Genomic DNA, 18,725 nt, shown 5'->3' on the forward strand with positions numbered 1-18,725 from the left:
TGATGTCCGTGGTGGACCGGCAGGAGTGGGACGTCGTCGTGGTCGGTGCGGGCGGCGCCGGGCTGCGGGCCGCGATCGAGGCACGCGAGCGGGGCGCGCGTACGGCGGTGATCTGCAAGTCGCTGTTCGGCAAGGCGCACACGGTCATGGCCGAGGGCGGCATCGCGGCGGCCATGGCCAACGCCAACGAGCACGACAACTGGCAGGTGCACTTCCGTGACACCCTGCGCGGCGGCAAGTTCCTCAACCAGTGGCGGATGGCCGAACTGCACGCGCAGGAGGCCCCGGACCGGGTGTGGGAACTGGAGACCTGGGGCGCGCTGTTCGACCGCACGAAGGACGGCCGGATCTCCCAGCGCAACTTCGGCGGCCACGAGTACCCGCGGCTGGCCCATGTAGGCGACCGTACGGGCCTCGAGCTGATCCGCACCCTCCAGCAGAAGATCGTCGCTCTCCAGCAGGAGGACAAGAAGGAGACCGGGGACTACGAGTCCCGGCTGAAGGTGTTCCAGGAGTGCACGGTCACCCGGATACTGAAGGACGGTGAGAAGGTCTCCGGGGTCTTCGCCTACGACCGCGAGTCCGGCCGCTTCTTCGTCCTCGAAGCCCCCGCGGTGGTCGTGGCGACCGGCGGGATCGGCAAGTCCTTCAAGGTCACCTCCAACTCCTGGGAGTACACCGGCGACGGGCACGCCCTCGCGCTGCTGGCCGGGGCGCCGCTGCTGAACATGGAGTTCGTGCAGTTCCACCCGACCGGCATGGTCTGGCCCCCGTCGGTCAAGGGCATCCTCGTCACCGAGTCCGTCCGCGGCGACGGCGGGGTGCTGCGCAACTCCGAGGGCAAGCGGTTCATGTTCGACTACGTCCCCGATGTCTTCAAGGAGAAGTACGCCGAGTCGGAGGAGGAGGGCGACCGCTGGTACGAGGACCCGGACAACAACCGGCGTCCCCCCGAACTGCTCCCCCGCGACGAGGTGGCCCGCGCCATCAACTCCGAGGTGAAGGCCGGCCGCGGCTCCCCGCACGGCGGGGTCTTCCTCGACGTGTCCACCCGTATGCCCGCCGAGGTCATCCGGCGCCGGCTGCCCTCCATGTACCACCAGTTCAAGGAGCTGGCGGACGTCGACATCACGGCCGAGGCGATGGAGGTCGGGCCGACCTGCCACTACGTGATGGGCGGCATCGCGGTCGACTCCGAGACGGCGGCGGCGCGCGGGGTGCCGGGGCTGTTCGCGGCCGGTGAGGTCGCGGGCGGCATGCACGGCTCCAACCGGCTCGGCGGCAACTCGCTCTCCGACCTGCTGGTGTTCGGGCGCCGGGCCGGCTGGCACGCGGCCGAGTACGCGGCGGGCGCGGCCGAGCGCCCCGAGGTCGCCGACACCCAGGTCAACACGGCGGCCGCGGAGGCCCTGCGGCCCTTCTCCGCGGAGACGGAGGGCGAGGCGGGCCCGCCGGAGAACCCGTACACCCTGCATCAGGAACTCCAGCAGACCATGAACGACCTGGTCGGCATCATCCGCCGCGAGGGCGAGATGGAGCAGGCCCTGCGGAAACTGGCCGAGCTGCGTGTACGGGCCCGGCGCGCGGGTGTCGAGGGGCACCGCCAGTTCAACCCGGGCTGGCATCTCGCCCTGGACCTGCGGAACATGCTGCTGGTCAGCGAGTGCGTGGCACGGGCCGCGCTGGAGCGCACCGAGTCCCGCGGCGGGCACACCCGCGAGGACCATCCGACGATGGATCGCGACTGGCGCAACGTGAACCTGCTGTGCGCGCTCGCCGACCCCACCGGAGGCCTCGCGGCGACCGATCCCGCCCGCGGCCAGATCCGGCTGACCCGCGAGACCACCGAACCCGTCCGCCCGGACCTGCTCGCCCTCTTCGAGAAAGAGGAGCTGGTCAAGTACCTCGCCGAAGAGGAGCTGTACAAGTGAGCAGCTACGAGGCCCGCTTCAAGGTGTGGCGGGGTGATGTGCAGGGCGGCGACCTGGAGGACTTCGAGGTCGAGGTCAACGACGGCGAGGTGGTGCTCGACATCATCCACCGGCTCCAGGCGACCCAGGCACCCGACCTCGCGGTGCGCTGGAACTGCAAGGCGGGCAAGTGCGGTTCGTGCTCGGCGGAGATCAACGGGCGCCCACGGCTGATGTGCATGACCCGCATGTCGGTCTTCGACCGCGCCGAGACCATCACCGTCACGCCCCTGCGCGCCTTCCCGGTGGTCCGCGACCTGGTGACCGACGTCGGCTTCAACTACCAGAAGGCCAGGGAGGTCCCGGCGTTCGTGCCGCCGGCCGATCTCGGGCCCGGCGAGTACCGCATGACGCAGGAGGACGTGGACCGCTCGCAGGAGTTCCGCAAGTGCATCGAGTGCTTCCTGTGCCAGGACACCTGCCATGCGGTGCGCGACCACGAGGAGAACAAGACGGCCTTCGCCGGCCCGCGCTTCCTGATGCGGGTGGCGGAGCTGGACATGCATCCGCTGGACGCGGCCGCCGACACCGGTCTGGACCGCAAACGCACCGCCCAGGACGAGCACGGCCTCGGCTACTGCAACATCACCAAGTGCTGCACGGAGGTCTGCCCGGAAGGCATCAAGATCACGGACAACGCGCTGATTCCCCTGAAGGAACGCGCGGTCGACCGCAAGTACGACCCGTTGGTCTGGCTGGGCTCGAAGATCAGGAGACGGTCCTCCTAGCGCGGCCGCCGGGGCGCCGGGCCGGCGGCCGCGGGGCCTGAGGGGGAAGTCACCCCACCCAGTCCTCCTGGTACGCCCGCCAGTCCGCCTCCGTCGCCGCGAAGTCCACGTACAGGGCGACGCCGAAGCGGGCGCGGTCGGCGTCCGTGCGGGACAGGCCCAGGCGGACGCCGCGCACGGCGGCCGGGACCGTCTCCGCGCGGGCCCAGTGACCGAAGCGGTTCTCGTGGTAGAAGGGCAGGCCCATCAGCAGGTCGGTGGTGTCCGGGGTGACCTCCAGCGCGAGGCTGGTCTGCTGGGCCACGTAGCCGCCGTACAGGCTCTCCAGCGGCTGCGTGGTGTCGTACGACATGACGGCGATCTGGTCCACGCGACGGGCCACCTGCCCGAAATAGGCCTGCGACCACCACTTGGGGTGGCCGGTGGTCGCGCCCCAGAAGGAGTGGAACGCGGGCAGCGGGTCTATCTGGTGGGCGGCGACGGAGAGCAGGGCGTGGTGGGCGTGGGTGAGGGCGCGCAGGTCGTCCAGGAGGGAGAGGTAGTCGCGGTCCCCCGAGTGGAGGGGTTCCAGGTCGAAGTGGGCGCCCTCGAAGCCGGTGGCGAGGATCTGGCGGGTGGAGGCGACGACGGCGGTGCGGGTGGCGGCGCGCTCCAGGTGCAGGCCGTCCGGGCCCTCGCTGGCCAGCTTGTCGCCGAGCCAGGCCTGGACGCGGACGCGGGGCGCTGCGGCGTGCACGGCCGATATCAGCCAGCGCGCCCTGGAGTAGGCCGACTTCGGGAGAGTGCCGTCGTGTTCCAGGGGGCCCGCGTGGACGTACAGATCCCGGATGCCGGTGTCTTTGAGGCGGCGGGCCAGGGCGGTCACGTCGGCCTGGGTCTTGCGGCCGTCGACCCAGGCGTGGCCGAGCCACAGGGCGTCCTTGTGGCGGGTCCGGGTGCCGGGTTCCGGGGTGCCGGCGTAGTTGACGCGAAGGGCTGTCTCCGCGGTGAGGACGGGGAGGAACAGGAGGAGCAGTACGGCGGCGATGTAGGTGCGCCGGCGCCGACGCCAGGGACGTTTCGCCCCGGCAGTGCCCTCGGGCTTCGTGTCGCCGCCCGCATCACCCGTGCCGCTGCTGTCGTCGTCGGGTGCGGGTGGCCCCTGCGGGGTGCTCTCGCCGTCCGCGGGTGCGGGACGCTCCCCCGGGGCCTCCTCGTGGTCGGCAGCCGCCGGGCCCATCCGTTTCTCGCTCTCCTCGTTCATTTCTGTCCCCTGTTCTCCTCGTCCCCCAGCCGTATCCGCCCCACTCGCGGAGCCGCCTACCTGCCCATACGCTCCAAAATGTGACGTCCTCCCTGATCCGCAGCCGGCCCCGGCGCGCCAAAGCGCACATACGGGTGCGGGTGGTGTGTGCCGTGCTGGGTGCACTGGTGGGAGCCGAGTGGCTGGTGCTGCCGGTGATGACGGCCGGTGACCGTGATCCGGTTCCCGCCTCCGCGGACGGGCCGGTCGCCGCTGCCGTCGCACAGGACCAGGACGGGGCGTCCGCCACCGATCTCCTGATGCCCCTCGTCGCCGTCGGCGCGGCCGGGGCGCTGGCCGGGTACGGGTACCTCCGGCGCACCCGGCGGGCCCGGACCCGGACGACACCGGGTGTGGTGTCGGCGGCGGCGCCCGCGCCGACGTCGCCCGAGAACGAGCGGCAGGCGCGGGCCGCGCTGGTGCTGGCCGACGACTGTGTGCGCGGCAGCAGGGAGGAGCTCTGCTTCGTCGAGGAGTTGTCCGGGGCCGGGGCGGTCGGACCGTTCGTGCATGCCCTGCGGGCCGCGGAGACCGAACTTTCGGCCGCGTTCGCGATATGGCGACGCTATGAGGAAGGGGTTCCGGGGGACGAGGGCGCACGGCGGCAGGCGCTGGTGGGGGTCGTCGGACGGTGTGCGGAGGCGGGGCGGCGGCTGGACGCGGAGGCGCCGGAGCTGGACCGGGTGCGGGGGCTGGAGCAGGGGGTGGGCGAGGCCCTGGAGGTCGCCGAGGGGCGGTTCCGGGAGCTGACCGCGCGGACGTCGGCCGCCCAGGCCACGGCGGCGGATCTGCACCAGCGGTACGCCCCCTCGGCCGGGGCCCCCGTCACCGGGTACGTCGAACAGGCCAAGGACCGGCTGGTGTTCGCCACCTCTCAGCTCAACGAGTCACGTCAGGCAGCCGATTCGGGTGAGGAGCGGCTGGCGGCCCGGCAGCTGCGCGCGGCCGAGGGCGGTGTCGCCCAGGCCGGTGTCCTCGTCGGCGGGGTCGAACGGCTCGCGGCGGAACTGCGGGAGGCGGCCGGACTGGTGCCGGCCGCACTGACCGGCGGGGAGGCGGAGATCGCCGAGGCGCGGAAGGCGGGCGGGCGGACCTCCCTGGCCACCGGTGAGCTGCACGCCCGGCTCGCCCACGCCGACGGGGTACTGGCCGCCGTACGTGCGGAACTGACCGGCGGCCCCTACGACCCGCTGGACGCGCTGCGGCGCATCGCCCGGGCCGTGGACCGGCTGGAGACAGGACGGTCCGGAGTGATGGAGGCCGCCGCGCAGCTGGTGGCGCGCAGCGCGGTCGCCGGAGCGGAGGACTTCATCGCCGTGCACCGGGGAGCGGTGGGTGCGGAGGCACGAGCGCGGCTGGCGGAGGCGGACCGGGCGCTCGGCGCCGGTCGCCACGCCGAGGCGGACACACGCGCCGGAGAGTCCCGGGACCTGGCCGAACGGGACGTACGGGCCCGTGGAAACCCGTACCCCGACGGACACGTGCTCGGTCTCACCGGCGCGGTCCTCGGCGGAATCCTCCTGGCCGAGGACCCGGACGCGGGTCCCCCGACCAGCTACGGCGGCCCCCAGACCCGGGGCCGCCGCCACCTGCCGTAGCCGTCCGGCCGGGCCGACCGGGCCGACCGGGCCGACCGGGCGCGGACCGCCTGCGACGGCGCCCGCGTGGCCCACCGGGTCGTGTGGGTGGGAACCGGGGGGCCGGGGACGGCGCCCAGGATTCAGAAGAGGCTGAGCAGGGCCTCCGCCGGGTCCGTCAGGCCGTTCTCGCCACCGGGGAGCGGAAGTTCGAACCAGACCGTCTTGCCCCGTGGGGTACGGCGCGAGCCCCAGGCCGCACTGAGGAGGCCGACCAGCTGCAGGCCCCGACCGCCCTCGTCGGTGTCACGGGCACGCCGTCGGCGGGGCTGCACCAGACCGGAGTCCCAGACCTCGCAGACCAGGGTGCGGTCCAGCAGCAACCTCAGCCTGATCTCGCCCTCTCCGTACCGCAGCGCGTTCGTGACCAGCTCGCTGACCAGGAGTTCCGTGGTGTCGACCAACGGCTCCAGGTCCCAGCTGAGCAGCTGCGCGCGAGCGTACTCACGGGCCCGCCCGACACTGCGCGGCTCGCGTGGCAGCGTCCAGTCGCCGACGGACTCGGCGGGCAGACCCTGGACACGGGCCATCAGCAGGGCGATGTCGTCCTCTCCGTGATGGGTGTCGAGGGTGTTGAGGACGTGGTCGCAGACGTCCTCCAGAGGACGGGAGGGATCGGTCAGCGCACCCACGAAGGCCTGGAGGCCCTCGTCGAGGGGGTGGTCGCGGGACTCCACGAGCCCGTCCGTGTAGAGGGCGAGCAGGGCACCTTCCGGGAGTTCGACCTCCACCTCCTCGAAGGGCTCGCCACCCACGCCCAGCGGCATCCCCGGCGGCACGTCGAGCATGAGAGCCGCCTCACCGGGTTCCACCAGCACCGGGGGCAGATGGCCGGCGTTGGCGAACGTACAGCGTCTGGTGACCGAGTCGTAGACCGCGTACACGCAGGTGGCGAGGTAGACCTCGGACAGGTCGGCAGCACGCGGCTGGCGGGCCGCGCGGGTGGCCTGCTGGACACCGCCGGGGGTGCCGAGTCCGCGGGCGATCTCGTCCAACGCGGAGAGGACTTCGGCCGGTTCGAGGTCCAGCAGGGCCAGTGTGCGTACCGCGGTGCGCAGTTCGCCCATCGCGACCGCCGCGCGCAGGCCGCGGCCCATGACGTCGCCCACCACCAACGCCGTGCGGTGACCGGGGAGTTCGATGACGTCGAACCAGTCGCCGCCGACCTCGGTGGCCGCGTTGCCGGGCAGATAGCGGCAGGCGATGTCCAGGCCCGAGGCCTCGGGGTCGCCGGGCGGCAGCAGGGACCGCTGCAGTATCAACGCGCGTTCGTGCTCGCGGCGGTACAGACGGGCGTTGTCGATGCAGACGGCGGCGCGTGCGGCGAGCTCGACCGCGAGGTCCCGGTCGCGGTCCCCGAACGGCTCACTGCCCTTCGTGCGGGCGAAGCGGGCGAGGCCCACGACGGTGTCGTGGGCGACCATCGGCACCGCCAGCGTGGACTGCACGAGCCCCCCGTCCTCGGCGGGGACTCGCTGCGGGCGTGCGGTACGCAGGGCGTCCGCGCAGGGCGAGTTGAAGGGGAAGTGGTGGACCGCACCGAGCGCGACGGGGTCGTCGGAGCCACTGAGGGGCACGTCGGAGACGGCGCTGGCGAAGGCGACACGGCGCAGTGCCGCACTGCCGTCGGCGAGGCCGGGAGGCGTCTCGTCGCCGGCGAGCAGGCCCTGGTAGAGGTCGACGGTGGCGAGGTCGCAGAAGCCGGGGACGACGACGTCGAGGAGTTCGCGGGCGGTGGTCTCCAGGTCGAGGGAGTTCCCTATGCGGGCGCCCGCCTCGTTGAGCAGCGCGAGGTTGCGCCGGGCGGCGGCCGCCTCGCGGGCGGCGGCGCGGCGGGCGGTGATGTCGGTGCCGAGCCAGGCGACGCCGATGGGCCGGCCGCTGCCGCCCTGTACGCGATAGAGGTTGACGGACCAGTGCCGGCGCTCATCGGAGCCCGGGACGAAGCCCGTGACATGCATGTCGGTGATGGAGTCGCCGGTCTCCAGCACCCGGCGCAGGGTGGCCGAAACCCGCTCGGCCTCGCCGCGCGGCAGATAGTCGTGAACTCCCTTGCCGCGGTGGTCGTCCGGGGTTCCGCCGAAGACGGAGGCGAAGCGCATATTGGCGCGGCGCACCCGGAGGTCGGGGTCGATCAGCAGGAAACCGAACGGGGATTGGCCGAATATCGCCTGCGAGGCGGCGAGGTCGGTCTCGATGCTGCGCAGGGTGCGGACGTCCACGACGATACAGACGGCGGCCTTGTCGCCCTCGGCGGTCCGGGTGGGCATGACGTAGACCTCGGCGAGCCCCTCGTCACCGCGCGCGCCGTCCGGCCGGTCCGGCATCCGGAAGGGGACCACCCCGGTCCACTCCCGCCCGTCGAGGATTTCGGCCATCTTGCGCTGGCCGCGCTCGTGCAGATCGGGGTCGATGAAAGCGTCTATGGGGTCCATGCCGACGGCGCGCTCGGCCGGGATGCCGAAGAGCTGCTCGGCGCGCAGGCTCCACTGGTCGACGAGCCCGCCGGCGCCGATGGAGAAGGACGCGACCCTGATGTAGTCGTAGATCGAGCCGGGCGGACTGCTCTGCCACATGGCGTCCTTGGGCACGGCCGCGGTCTGTGCGGCCTGGCTCCCCGCGCCGTCCGACGGGTCCTCGGACTCCGTGGCCTTCGCTGGTATCTCGCTCACGCGAACCGTCCCCTCCAGCTCACCGCATCCGGCACCGGTCACCGGAGGCGGCTGCCCGCAGTATCCAGCACTACGGCGCCGCACGACACGGTGTTCACGATCACAGCTCGGTCCAGGCTTTTTTCGGCCCGGACCGCGTCAACACTTCCAGTCTTCTAACCAGGGAACACGCCCTCGAATCACGCACCCCCACCCCGGTCGTGGGCGCGCACCGCACACTGGACGGCGCGCGGGGCGCTGTACACCGGACTCACCCGGGCAGCGCCAGTTCGAACCACACGGTTTTTCCGCTGCTGCCGGGCCGGGTGCCCCAGCGGCGCGAGGAGCCTGCGACCAGTTGCAGGCCGCGGCCGCTCTCGTCCTCGGGGTGGGCGACACGCTCGCGCGGCGGGTCGGGGAGCGGGTCGGAGACCTCGACCAGCAGCGCGTCGTCGAGCCCGGCGGGGCGCACCAGTCGTACGCCGATGGGGCCGGTGGCGTGCCGCAGGGAGTTCGTCACGAGTTCACTGACGAGCAGCGCGGCGAGATCGGCCAGGCAGTCGAGGTCCCAGCCGTGCAACTGGCCCCGGACCGCGACGCGGGCGGTGCGCACGGCACCCGGTTCCGCGGGAAAGGTCCACTCGACGCAGTCGCCTTCAGTGTCGATCACGCCGATCACTTCCCAGGCCAACGAGCCCACCCATGTCCGGTTTCGTGGGGTTAATGGGGACATACCCGGTATCCGGGGGGCATTACCGTGCGGGAGGGCGCACTGTGGCACGAACGGCGTACGAAGGAGCCGTGTGCTCCAACTTCGCATGGTCCGACCGGCTCAGTGCGCCCCGGCGCCCAGGCGCGCGGCGATCTCGCGGACCGCGGGGACGTCCTGGTCGAGCCAGGGCACCTCCCAGAGCCGGCCATGGGTGAGCCAGCGCAGTTCGTCGTGGTCCTGGAGGGGCCGGGGTGCGGCGGAACCGGCACGCAGACGCACGGTCCACACCTGCAGCACGTACGGCGACCTCAGGGGCCACTCCCCCGGCACGCGCTCGACCGTCTCGGTGTCGACGCCGAGTTCCTCGCGCAGTTCGCGGACCAGGGCGTCCTCGGGCCGCTCGCCGGTCTCGACCTTGCCGCCGGGCAGCTCCCAGCGCCCGGCCAGCTCGGCGGGCGCGCTGCGCCGCGCGGCGAGCAGCCGGCCGGAGTCGAGCAGGGCGGCTCCCACCACCACGATCCGTTCGGTCATGGGGCGGAGCCTACGGGAGTTCCCAGACGGTCAGTTCTGGGTGCCGTCCCCGTTCTGGCCTATGCGCTCGACCCAGTAGAGCTGCTTGTGGCCGCGGTCGTCGAGGCTGTCGGCGATCTTCTGGGCCTCGGCCCGGGTCGCGTACCGTCCCACGCGGTAGCGATTGCCGTTGTCGTCCTGCCGTATCACGATCCAGGGCAGGGAGACCGTGCCCTCACTCATCGCCCCCACCGTTCCTTCTCGCACCGCCCCGCCCTCCCCCACGTTCGACTGCTTCCCCGCGCTCGATTCCACTCGCGCGGGAAGGACCCCCATCGCGGGGGGACCCCCATCCCGCCCCGGGCTTTGGCCGTGCCCCGCCTAAGGAAACCGCACTCCGCATATGCCCGAGCGTACGCCCAACCTTCACGGAGCGAATACGCCTTTTCACAAAGAGGTACGCAACCAGCCAGAACGCAGGGGGCGCACGACGTCGAACGCGCCGTCCTACGCTCCGCTGTCGTGCGTCGGGGTCATATCGGGCGAACCCTGGATCACCTGGGAAAACGGCCGGATTCCAGCGGGCTGCCGGGGCCGTGCCCCGGGTTGCGCGACCAGGTCACCCGCATCGGGGGCGTGCCGGGGTGTGCGCTACTTCACGGGCAGGTGGTACGCGACCCGGTAGCGGTCGGCCGGGATCACCACGTCGGCCGTCTCCACCGGGCGGCCGGAGGCGTAGTAGGTGCGCTGGATGACAAGGACGACATGACCGGGGACGCCGCCCAGGACGTGCAGTTCCTCGGCGAGGCCGGGGCGGGCGCCGACCTCCTCGGTGACGTTGTCCACGATGACGTCGATGCCCCGCATGCGCTCGACGACGCCCATACCGCCGAGCGGACCCTCCTCGGGCAGCATCACGGGGGTGCGGCCGGTGACGGCGAGGGGTTCCCAGGACGTCGAGAGCATCATCGGCTCCCCCGCCTCCCGGAACAGGTACCTCGTGCGCATGACCCGGTCGCCGGGCTTGAGGGCGAGCCGCTCGGCGATGGCGGCCCCGGCCTCGGCCTGCTCGCTGCGCGACTCCCAGGTGCCGCGCACCGAGGCGTCGGCCTGCTCCTGCCGGAAGGGCGTGGCACCTGCGGGCGGCCGGAATCCGGAGCGGGCCACGCCCCGGGGCACCGGACGCTCCCGCACATAGGTCCCCGAGCCCGAGCGGCCCTCGACCAGCCCCTCGGCCATCAGCACCTTGCGGGCCTCCAGCGCGACCGTGTCCGAGACCCCGTACTCCTCGCGGATGCGGGCCTGGGAGGGGAGCCGGGTGTGGGGCGGCAGTGAACCGTCGACGATCTTCTTGCGGAGATCACCCGCGACGCGCAGGTAGGCCGGCTGTTCACCGAAAGTCACTGGCCACTCCCATCAGGTTGTACAGACAGCAACAGCCTGGCAACCGTGGGTTGTGCCATGCAAGCAAAGGCCAGAGAATCACTCGATGTGATGACAAGCAGCCGGGGCGGGCTTACCCAGGCATTTTCTCCCCGTTATGGCCGCGGTCACACCTCACCGCGATCACACTGCCATGCCGCTGCCGCCGCTCCCGCTCCCACCGCCGGTGTCGCCCGAATCGCCGTCACCGCCGTCGCGGGCGGGCGGGGTGGTCTCCAGGCCCAGGGCCTTTCGCGCGGGGACCGCCTCCGTCGGCTCGAGCAGCCGCAGACCGGCCTCGTAGTGCTGGTAGAAGACGTCCAGGTCCGCGGCCTTCGCCGCCTTGTCCCACTGCGCCCGGGCCCGGTCCAGGTCGGCCGTGAGCGCCGTGACCGGCTTGCGGGACCCGGCGGGCCACTCGTGCCCGCGCAGCATCCGGGCCTGGTCGGCCAGCGCGGCCGACACCCGGCCCGCCCACTTCTTGTGACCCGGCAGGTCGTCCTCGACGTACTCCGTGTCCGGGGCGCTGTTCAGGGCCGCGTTGAGGACATGAGCCGCCTTCAGATACGCGACCTGGTCGGCGTCGAGGACCGTCTCGTCGTTGCGCAGCGTGCCGGAGAGGTTCCCGCCCTCGGTCACGCTGCCGAACACACAGGTGACCTCCCGGTCCCCGGCGGACCAACTGTCCTCGGTGGGCGTGAGGTAGTAGACGTCGACGTCCTCGGGCACGGCCCAGCCGTCCATCGCGTAGGCGTCCTGGAGGCCGTAGCAGCGGTCGTCGGCGGCGCCGGCGACCGAGTCGTCGCCGGGGTAGGACCCGTTCTTCAGCCGGAAGGAGGCGAACACCTCGCCGTCGTGCTCGCCGGAACAGGGGACCTTGTCGACGTCGTAGGTCTCGCCGCTGAGCTTTCCGCCGGGTGAGTCGAAGCACTCCCCCTTGACCAGCGAGATGCTCGCGTCGCCGCGCGCGCCCTCCTTGAACCCCTCCCAGAAGTCGGCGGCACCGCCCGTGGCGAGCAGCAGCGCCCACACCGCGAGACCGACCGCGGACAGCACCGAGCCGCCGATGGCCAGCCCCTTGCCGCGCTCGCCCCGCCGGCCGATCTGCCGCAGCGCGATCAGACCGAGCACCAGCCCCACGCCCGGCAGGCAGCACAGCACGCCGAGCACGAGGGAGGCGATGGCGAGGCCGTTGACGGGCGCCGGCTGGTTGTGGGGGCTGTAGCCCTGCGCCCATGGCTGGTACGGCCCGTAGGGGTTCTGCGGGCCCTGCGGGTACGACGGCGGCCCGTACGGTCCCTGCGGATACTGCTGCGGGTACTGCTGGGGTGGCTGATACGGCCCTTGTGGCTGGTGGGGGCCGGGGGGCGGGGGTATGGACACCGGTACCGTGCTCCTGGGTCGGGCGGCGGCAGCGCAGGACCGGCCAGGAGCCGGCGGCTGGACTGAAGGACGACTGGGCGCATGGTAAGCGGGGCACGAGTGGGGGCGGAATGAGGGTGGAACCCCGGGCTGCAAGCCGGGTGGAGAGCACCACCGTGGGGGCGGTGAACGGGCTCACCGCACGGTGGGCGGCGACAGCGGCACCTCAGGGCACGGCCTTCTCGGCGGCCGGGGTCTGGCCCCTGCTGGCCTTCCTGGCCGACGGGGCCACGGGCCCCGCGCGGGCCGAGCTGGCCCACGCGCTCGGCGTGCCGGCGGAGCAGGCGGCCGCCGCCGCACGGGAGTTGCTGACCACGCTGGAGTCGGTGTCCGGCCTGGACGCGGCCCTCGGCCTGTGGACGTACCACGCGCTGCAGCTGCGGGAGGAGTGGCGGGCCGGGCTGCCGGCCCGGACGCACGGGGTGTTCGGGGACGACCTCGTCACCGCGCAGGAGCGACTGGACGCCTGGGCGGCCGAGCGGACCGGCGGGCTCGTGGAGCGCATGCCGGTGACGCTCACCCGGGAGGCGCGGATGGTGCTGGCCAGTGCCCTCGCGCTGCGCACGGACTGGCGGCAGCCGTTCACGGAGACGATGCTGCGCCCGGACGCCGGCCCCTGGCAGGGCCGCACGCTGCTCGGGCTGAGCCGCAGGAGCGTGCGGCCTGACCGGGTCGGCGTCGCGAGCACCCCGGACGGCTTCGTGACCGCACTGACGGTGCCCGGCGACAACGGCATCGACGTCCATCTGGTGCTCGGCGAGGAGCGGATGACACCGGGCCAGGTGCTCGCTGCCGGGGTCGGCGTGGTCGAGCGCAGGCTGGCGGTCACCGGGGGCGGCGGGCTCCCGTTCGGACAGGCCGGCCCCGGCCTGTACGTGGAACAGCAGCCCGCCACCGCGCCCGAACCGATCACCCTGGACGTGCGGACGGTGGCCTACGAGGTGCGTGCCGACCACGATCTGCTGGCGCTGCACCCCCTGTTCGGGCTCGGCACGGCCCAGGATCTCCGGCACGGCCACTTCCCCGGTGTCAGCGCCGTACCGCTCGCCGTCGGGGCGGCCCGCCAGTCCGCCCTCGCCCGGTTCGGCGCGCTCGGCTTCCGGGCGGCGGCGGTGACGGCGGTCATGCCGGTGGCAGCCGGTGCCGCCCCGCAGTACCGCTACGAGACCACGGTCGTCCGCGTGGCCTTCGACCGCCCCTTCGGCTTCCTCGCGGTCGACCGCGAGTCCCGGCTGGTCCTGGTGGCGGGCTGGGTGACGGATCCGGCGCCGTATCCGGCGATGGGCCGTTAGGGCCTGTCCCGCAGAACGCCGCCGGCGGCGGGTCCGAGGGCTCCGGCCAGCGGGCGGTCGTCCGCGAGCGGGGCGGTCAGCGCGGCCGTGCGGGGACGGGCCAGGCCGACGTACGCGGTCACGGGCAGGGCGATCGACAGGTCCAGCCGGGCCGCGTTGAAGTAGATCCGGTCGTTGGCCAGCAGGGCGGTGTCGACGACCAGTTCCAGGTCCGGGTGGAACGTGAACGGCACGACGCAGCCGCTCACGCAGCCCGACAGCTTTTCGGCCACGTCCCGTGCGGCGAAGGCGGCGTCCGTGCCGCCGTACAGCTCCCGCACCAGGGGCATGTCCAGACGGCGGTCGCCCGGTACGACGGCCAGGACGTAGCGGCGGCTGCGGCGGCCGGTGCCCACCCGCACCACCAGGCACTTCGCGGCCTGGTCCAGCGGATGGCCGCGCAGCTCGGAGGCGAGGTCCGTACGGCCCTCGGGTGCGTGCCGGATGAGGCGGTACGGGACGCCGGCGTCGTCCAGCAGCGACAGCAGACGGTGGGAGGTGTCCGGGGGCGGCAGGTCGAGGTCGCGGGGCACGGTGAGGCCTCTCTGTGAAGGTCGGGCGGCCTTCACACCGTGCCGGGGCGGCCTATATTTCTCCGCTGCGCGTCCCCCCGGCCTCCCCCTTCGCGCCGCGGCCCGGACCTCCGGCGATAACCCGCCAATAACGCGCCTCTCTAGCTTCGGAAACCGTAGAGATGGCTGGCCGCACCAGAAGGGGGTGGTGTCCCATGGAGTTCCGGGTCCTTGGGCCAGTGGAGGCATGGCGAGGGGGTGAGCGGGTTGCTCTCTCCGGTTCGAAGATGCACACAGTGCTGGCGACCATGCTGCTCGCACAGGAGCGGGTGGTGTCCGACAGCCGGCTCAGCACGCTGCTGTGGGGGTGGGAGCCGCCGGCGACGGCGAGCGCGCAGATCTACACGTACATGTCGCGGCTGCGCAAGCAGCTCGGCGAGGGGGTCGAGATCGTACGACGGCCTCCCGGGTACGTGCTGCGCGCGCCGAACGCCGTCGTCGACCTCGTGGAGTTCCGCAGGCGCGAGCGGGACGGCCGGCAGGCCCTGACGGAGCGGCGCTTCGAGGAGGCCGCCGACCTGCTGCGTGAGGCGCTCGGGCAGTGGCGGGGCGCCGCGCTGGCGAACGTCACCGAGCACATGCTGGACGCCGAGCAGGCCCCGCTGGAGGAGCAGCGGATGCTCGCCCTGGAGTCGCGCATCGAGGCGGACCTGGAGCTGGGGCGGCACGAACAGGTGATGGCCGAACTGACCGCGCTGGTCGCCGAGTTCCCGGTACGGGAGCGGCTGCGCGCCCAGCTGATGACCGCGCTGTACCGCTGCGGGCGGCAGGCAGACGCGCTGCACACCTACTACGAGGGCCGCAAGGTGCTCGCCGAGCAGCTCGGCATCGACCCCGGCGAGGCGCTGGGCTCCACGTACCAGGCCGTGCTGGGCGGCGAGCTGGGGCTCGGGCCGCGGCGCGGTGCGCAGACCGGTCCGCGGCCCGTGCCGTCGATGCTGCCCGCCACGGACGGCGAACTCGTCGGCCGGGAGCGCGAGCTCGAGACGCTGCGGGGGCGTCTTGGCCAGGGCGGCGGCGCGCCGCGGCGGATCCTGGTGACCGGCATGGCCGGCCTCGGCAAGACGGCGCTGGCCGTGCGGGCCGCGGCCGAGAGCGGCGGACTCTTCCCCGACGGGCTGCTCTTCGCGGAGCTGTGCGGACTCGACGGTGCGCCGCGGGCCCCGCGTGCCGTGCTCGCCCAGCTGCTGCGGGCCCTCGGCGAGAGCGACCACGCGCTGCCGGCCGGCGATCTGGACGAGCTGGTACGGCTGTACCGGGCGCGCACCGCCGAGCGGCGGCTGCTGCTGGTGCTCGACAACGTCAGCGGTGACCGGCAGCTCGCGCCGCTGCTGCCGGCCGGTGACTCGGCCGTCCTGATCACCAGTCGCAGCCGACTGGCGCGGGTGGCCGGCGGGGACACGCTGGCCCTGCCGCTGCTGGACGACGAGGCGTCGCTGGAGCTGCTCGCCGCCCGCGCGGGCCGGCAGCGGCTGGACGACGACCCGGACGCGGCCGACGACCTGGTGGCGTACTGCGGCGGTCTGCCGCTCGCGCTGTCCATCGCCGGCGCCCGCCTGGCCGCCCGTCCGCACTGGACCGCGGCCCGGCTGGCGGCCCGGCTCGCCGACCCCGCCGGACGGCTGGCCGAACTCTCCTTCGGCGACCTGGACCTGAGCCGGGTGCTGCGCTCCTCCGTCGAGCAGCTGCCGCCCGCGGTGCACGACACGCTGGCCGGGCTCGCGGACCCGGAGCGGGACGGTGAGCCGTTCTGCGCCCGGTGGGCGGCAGACCGGCTCGGGCTGACGGAGGACGCGGCGGAGAACACACTGGAGGCCCTCGTCGACACCGCCCTGCTGGACCTGTCCGGTCTGGACGAGCAGGGCCGTCCGCTGTACCGGTGCCACGAGCTGGTACGACTGCTCGCCGCCACCCTCGACGGCTCGGGTGCGCCGGCCGTCCGCGCGGGACGGTGAGGGGATCGTGCCGGTGCCGTCACCAGGAGCCGCGGGCGCGGGCGTATCCCTGGCGCACCGGCGCGATGATCTCCTGGGCCACCGCCCAGGCGTCGGAGACCACCCGTTCGCGCGGCGGGTGCGGGCTCTGGGCGACGGCCTGCGCGGTGACCGCCCAGACCGCGGCGACGGCGGCGGCCGCGCGCACGTCCACGGTGGGCCGGGCGGGACGGATACCGTTGCCGCAGACCTCCAGGCGCAGGCCGAGCGCGGCCGCCATCGCGTCGCGCACGGCACGGGCGACTCCGGCGTCGGGGTGCGCGAACACGGCGGGCGACAGCGGGTGTTCGTAGGCCTGACGGACCCAGGTGCCGAGCCGCAGCCGTTCGCGGGCCTCCCAGCCGCCCGGCGCGGAGGGGCCGGGGTCGATACGGTCGACGGCCTCGGCGAGAGCGTCGAAGTAGGCGGTCAGGTCACGCGTCGTCAGCAGCGGAGCCGCGGCGGGGGCGGCGACGGTCGATACGGTCATGGTGGGCTGCGTCCTCTCCTGGTCAGTGAGTCGGCCCGAAGGCCCGGAAGAAGTGCTCAGGCAGGCGGGTGCAGATACACCGCCCCCCGTGCGGCCGGACCCGCCGGGCGGGCCACGGCGACCGCGAGGCGGTCGGACAGGTGCAGGTCCTCGACGGTCCAGGCGGTGGCGCGGCCGTCGGCGTGGTGGGTGACACGGACCGGTCCGGTCCGGTCGGGCAGGGTTTCCAGGCGGCCCAGGTCGGTGCCGGCCAGGCCCACGCCGACCGCCTTGACGACGGCCTCCTTGCGGGTCCACACCCGGTGGAACGCGCGCTGCCGTGCCGTGCCCGCCGCGAGGGCGCCCAGATGGCCGCGCTCGGCCGTGGTGAGCACGGTGTCGGTCAGCAACGCCTCCCGCACCGGCCGCAGTTCCTCGGCGTCGACGCCGATGGCGGTGCCGGCGCCGACCGCGAAGACGCCCCAGCCGGCCGTCCGGCTCAGGCTGATCGCGAGCGGCACGGCGGGGCGCAGCACCTGCGGGGGGCCGTGGCCGTCCGAGCCGCAGCCCGGGCAGCGCCGGCGACCCAGGTCGACATCGGCGGCTGTGGTGCCGAGGAGCTGACCGAGCGCGCGCCGGGCGCCCGCCCGGGTGTGCACGAACTCGGCCGCGTCCCGCTCGGACAGCATGCCGAGCGCACGCCGGAACTCCTCCGTGGCCAGCAGGCGCAGATCGGCTGGATCGACCCGGCCGGGCGAGCGCCACCACCACACATGGGCCTCGCCCCGTGCGATGAGCCGGTCCACCTCGGGATGGACCCTTTCCTCGCCTCCTTGACGCATCAGCACCACTCCCGCGTTTCTTCAGAGACGTCGGACGGATTCCGTCCGGCCTTTTGGCGGACTTCTGCGGGGCCAGGTTCCGCCGGGCCGCTATTTCCGCCCTATACGGCGTTCACGGCCCTTTTCCATAGGGTCGCGATAGGCGTTGCCCGGAGACTTTCCCGAGCAATGCCGTCGACCTGAGGACAACGCTGTGACGCAGATAGAGATTCTGGCTCCAGCCGCCGAAAGCACGGTGACCGCGCATGACATCACCGCGGCGGAGAAGACCGGCCTGGTCGCGCTGGCCGGGCGGCTGACCGGCCCGGAGCACCGGTTCATCGACTCCCCCGACTGGCTGGGCGCGGCCCGCGAGGCCACCTCGCTGCTGCCCCGGACGCTGCTCGGCACGCTGCGCGCGTTCCGGCACGACCCGGGTGCGGACGGGGTGCTGCTGCTGCGCAACCTGCCGGTGACCGCGGGCGATCCGCTGCCGCCGACGCCGGGCGTGCCGAATTCCGTGGAGCACGCTCCCACCACGGCGGCCGCCGCCATCGTGTCGGTCATGCTGCAACTCGGTGAGGTCATCGCATTCCGGAACGAGAAGAGCGGTGCCCTGGTGCAGAACGTGGTGCCGGTTCCCGGAAAGGAGGATTCCCAGAGCAACGCCGGTTCCGTGCTGCTGGAACTGCACGTCGAAAACGCCTTCCACGACAACCGCCCCGACTACGTGGGCCTGTTGTGCATGCGCGAGGACCCCACGGGGGACGCCAAGCTGTGCACCTCGTCCATCCGCCGGGCGCTGCCGCTGCTGACCGAACAGACGCGGCGCGTGCTGGCCGAGCCGCGCTTCCTGACGGAGCCGCCGCCCTCCTTCGGTGCGCTGGACGGAGTCCGGCCGGCCCACCCGGTCCTGCAGGGCGACCTCGACGATCCCAATGTCCTGGTGGACTTCGCCGCCACGCACCCGCTGGACGAGCACGCGAAGGCGGCGATGGCCGAGCTGCGGGAGGCGTTCGTGGCGACGATGGCCGCGCACCGGCTGCGGGTCGGTGACCTGGCGGTGGTCGACAACCGGGTCGCGGTGCACGGCCGTACCTCCTTCACCCCGCGCTACGACGGTGAGGACCGCTGGCTGGAACGGGTGTACGCACATCTGGACAACCGGCGCAGCCGGGTGGACCGGCGTGGCGGCGGCCCGGTCCTCAGCTGAGGGACTGCGCAG

The 18,725-nt window shown here is 73.0% G+C and carries 16 protein-coding genes; 6 read left to right on the forward strand and 10 right to left on the reverse strand.

Annotated features, from left to right (window positions below):
- The first annotated feature begins 2 nt into the window (after nucleotides 1–2).
- Both ACIRU3_RS30445 and ACIRU3_RS30450 read left to right on the forward strand, forming a co-directional pair.
- A complete protein-coding gene (locus ACIRU3_RS30445) occupies nucleotides 3–1,931 on the forward strand; it encodes a fumarate reductase/succinate dehydrogenase flavoprotein subunit (protein ID WP_404062816.1) in 1,929 nt (642 codons plus the stop codon).
- Nucleotides 1,928–2,698 carry a succinate dehydrogenase/fumarate reductase iron-sulfur subunit gene (locus ACIRU3_RS30450; RefSeq protein WP_404062819.1) on the forward strand — a complete coding sequence of 257 codons (771 nt, stop codon included), beginning with the start codon at nucleotides 1,928–1,930 and terminating at the stop codon, nucleotides 2,696–2,698. Before ACIRU3_RS30445 ends, ACIRU3_RS30450 begins: the two co-directional genes overlap by 4 nt.
- A 49-nt stretch (nucleotides 2,699–2,747) precedes the next feature.
- Here ACIRU3_RS30450 and ACIRU3_RS30455 read toward each other — a convergent pair whose 3' ends face one another.
- Nucleotides 2,748–3,941 (reverse strand): hypothetical protein, encoded by a 1,194-nt coding sequence (locus ACIRU3_RS30455; RefSeq protein WP_404062822.1) that lies wholly within the window; start codon nucleotides 3,939–3,941, stop codon nucleotides 2,748–2,750.
- Nucleotides 3,942–4,021: 80 nt separating this feature from the next.
- Here ACIRU3_RS30455 and ACIRU3_RS30460 point away from each other — a divergent pair, with 80 nt between their 5' ends.
- Nucleotides 4,022–5,578: a hypothetical protein gene (locus ACIRU3_RS30460; protein WP_404062825.1), complete on the forward strand. Its 1,557-nt coding sequence runs from the start codon at nucleotides 4,022–4,024 to the stop codon at nucleotides 5,576–5,578.
- A gap of 122 nt (nucleotides 5,579–5,700) precedes the next feature.
- Here ACIRU3_RS30460 and ACIRU3_RS30465 read toward each other — a convergent pair whose 3' ends face one another.
- The 6 genes from ACIRU3_RS30465 to ACIRU3_RS30490 all read right to left on the reverse strand — a co-directional run bounded on the left by ACIRU3_RS30465 (nucleotide 5,701) and on the right by ACIRU3_RS30490 (nucleotide 12,295).
- Entirely contained in the window at nucleotides 5,701–8,289 is a 2,589-nt protein-coding gene (locus ACIRU3_RS30465) for a SpoIIE family protein phosphatase (protein WP_404062827.1), read from the reverse strand.
- 250 nt (nucleotides 8,290–8,539) lie between these two features.
- On the reverse strand, nucleotides 8,540–8,968 hold the full coding sequence (locus ACIRU3_RS30470; protein WP_404062830.1) for an ATP-binding protein: 429 nt from the start codon (nucleotides 8,966–8,968) through the stop codon (nucleotides 8,540–8,542).
- Between the two features lie 132 nt (nucleotides 8,969–9,100).
- Nucleotides 9,101–9,511, reverse strand: coding sequence for a (deoxy)nucleoside triphosphate pyrophosphohydrolase (locus tag ACIRU3_RS30475; RefSeq protein WP_404062832.1), 411 nt, complete (start codon nucleotides 9,509–9,511; stop codon nucleotides 9,101–9,103).
- A gap of 30 nt (nucleotides 9,512–9,541) precedes the next feature.
- The gene (locus tag ACIRU3_RS30480; RefSeq protein ID WP_030649874.1) at nucleotides 9,542–9,733 is read right to left on the reverse strand and encodes an SPOR domain-containing protein; all 192 of its coding nucleotides are present in this window, start codon (nucleotides 9,731–9,733) and stop codon (nucleotides 9,542–9,544) included.
- A gap of 408 nt (nucleotides 9,734–10,141) precedes the next feature.
- Nucleotides 10,142–10,894 (reverse strand): GntR family transcriptional regulator, encoded by a 753-nt coding sequence (locus tag ACIRU3_RS30485; protein ID WP_404062836.1) that lies wholly within the window; start codon nucleotides 10,892–10,894, stop codon nucleotides 10,142–10,144.
- A 162-nt stretch (nucleotides 10,895–11,056) separates the two neighbouring features.
- On the reverse strand, nucleotides 11,057–12,295 hold the full coding sequence (locus ACIRU3_RS30490; RefSeq protein ID WP_404062838.1) for a DUF4190 domain-containing protein: 1,239 nt from the start codon (nucleotides 12,293–12,295) through the stop codon (nucleotides 11,057–11,059).
- A gap of 110 nt (nucleotides 12,296–12,405) precedes the next feature.
- On the opposite strand from ACIRU3_RS30490, the gene ACIRU3_RS30495 reads away from it, so the two are divergent.
- Entirely contained in the window at nucleotides 12,406–13,626 is a 1,221-nt protein-coding gene (locus ACIRU3_RS30495) for a serpin family protein (RefSeq protein WP_404062840.1), read from the forward strand.
- Here the strand turns inward: ACIRU3_RS30495 and ACIRU3_RS30500 are convergent.
- A complete protein-coding gene (locus ACIRU3_RS30500; RefSeq protein WP_404062843.1) occupies nucleotides 13,623–14,198 on the reverse strand; it encodes a YbaK/EbsC family protein in 576 nt (191 codons plus the stop codon). The genes ACIRU3_RS30495 and ACIRU3_RS30500 overlap by 4 nt on opposite strands.
- A 266-nt stretch (nucleotides 14,199–14,464) precedes the next feature.
- Between ACIRU3_RS30500 and ACIRU3_RS30505 the strand changes: the two genes are divergently transcribed.
- Nucleotides 14,465–16,192: a BTAD domain-containing putative transcriptional regulator gene (locus ACIRU3_RS30505; RefSeq protein ID WP_404062846.1), complete on the forward strand. Its 1,728-nt coding sequence runs from the start codon at nucleotides 14,465–14,467 to the stop codon at nucleotides 16,190–16,192.
- A 19-nt stretch (nucleotides 16,193–16,211) separates the two neighbouring features.
- Here ACIRU3_RS30505 and ACIRU3_RS30510 read toward each other — a convergent pair whose 3' ends face one another.
- Both ACIRU3_RS30510 and ACIRU3_RS30515 read right to left on the reverse strand, forming a co-directional pair.
- A complete protein-coding gene (locus ACIRU3_RS30510) occupies nucleotides 16,212–16,700 on the reverse strand; it encodes a hypothetical protein (protein ID WP_404062849.1) in 489 nt (162 codons plus the stop codon).
- Nucleotides 16,701–16,756: 56 nt separating this feature from the next.
- A complete protein-coding gene (locus ACIRU3_RS30515) occupies nucleotides 16,757–17,521 on the reverse strand; it encodes a 4'-phosphopantetheinyl transferase family protein (protein WP_404062851.1) in 765 nt (254 codons plus the stop codon).
- A gap of 211 nt (nucleotides 17,522–17,732) precedes the next feature.
- On the opposite strand from ACIRU3_RS30515, the gene ACIRU3_RS30520 reads away from it, so the two are divergent.
- Nucleotides 17,733–18,713 carry a TauD/TfdA family dioxygenase gene (locus tag ACIRU3_RS30520; RefSeq protein WP_404062987.1) on the forward strand — a complete coding sequence of 327 codons (981 nt, stop codon included), beginning with the start codon at nucleotides 17,733–17,735 and terminating at the stop codon, nucleotides 18,711–18,713.
- The last annotated feature ends 12 nt before the right edge of the window (nucleotides 18,714–18,725 follow it).

Origin of the sequence: Streptomyces sp. NPDC101151 (assembly GCF_044768335.1) — a bacterium.
Lineage (GTDB): Bacteria > Actinomycetota > Actinomycetes > Streptomycetales > Streptomycetaceae > Streptomyces.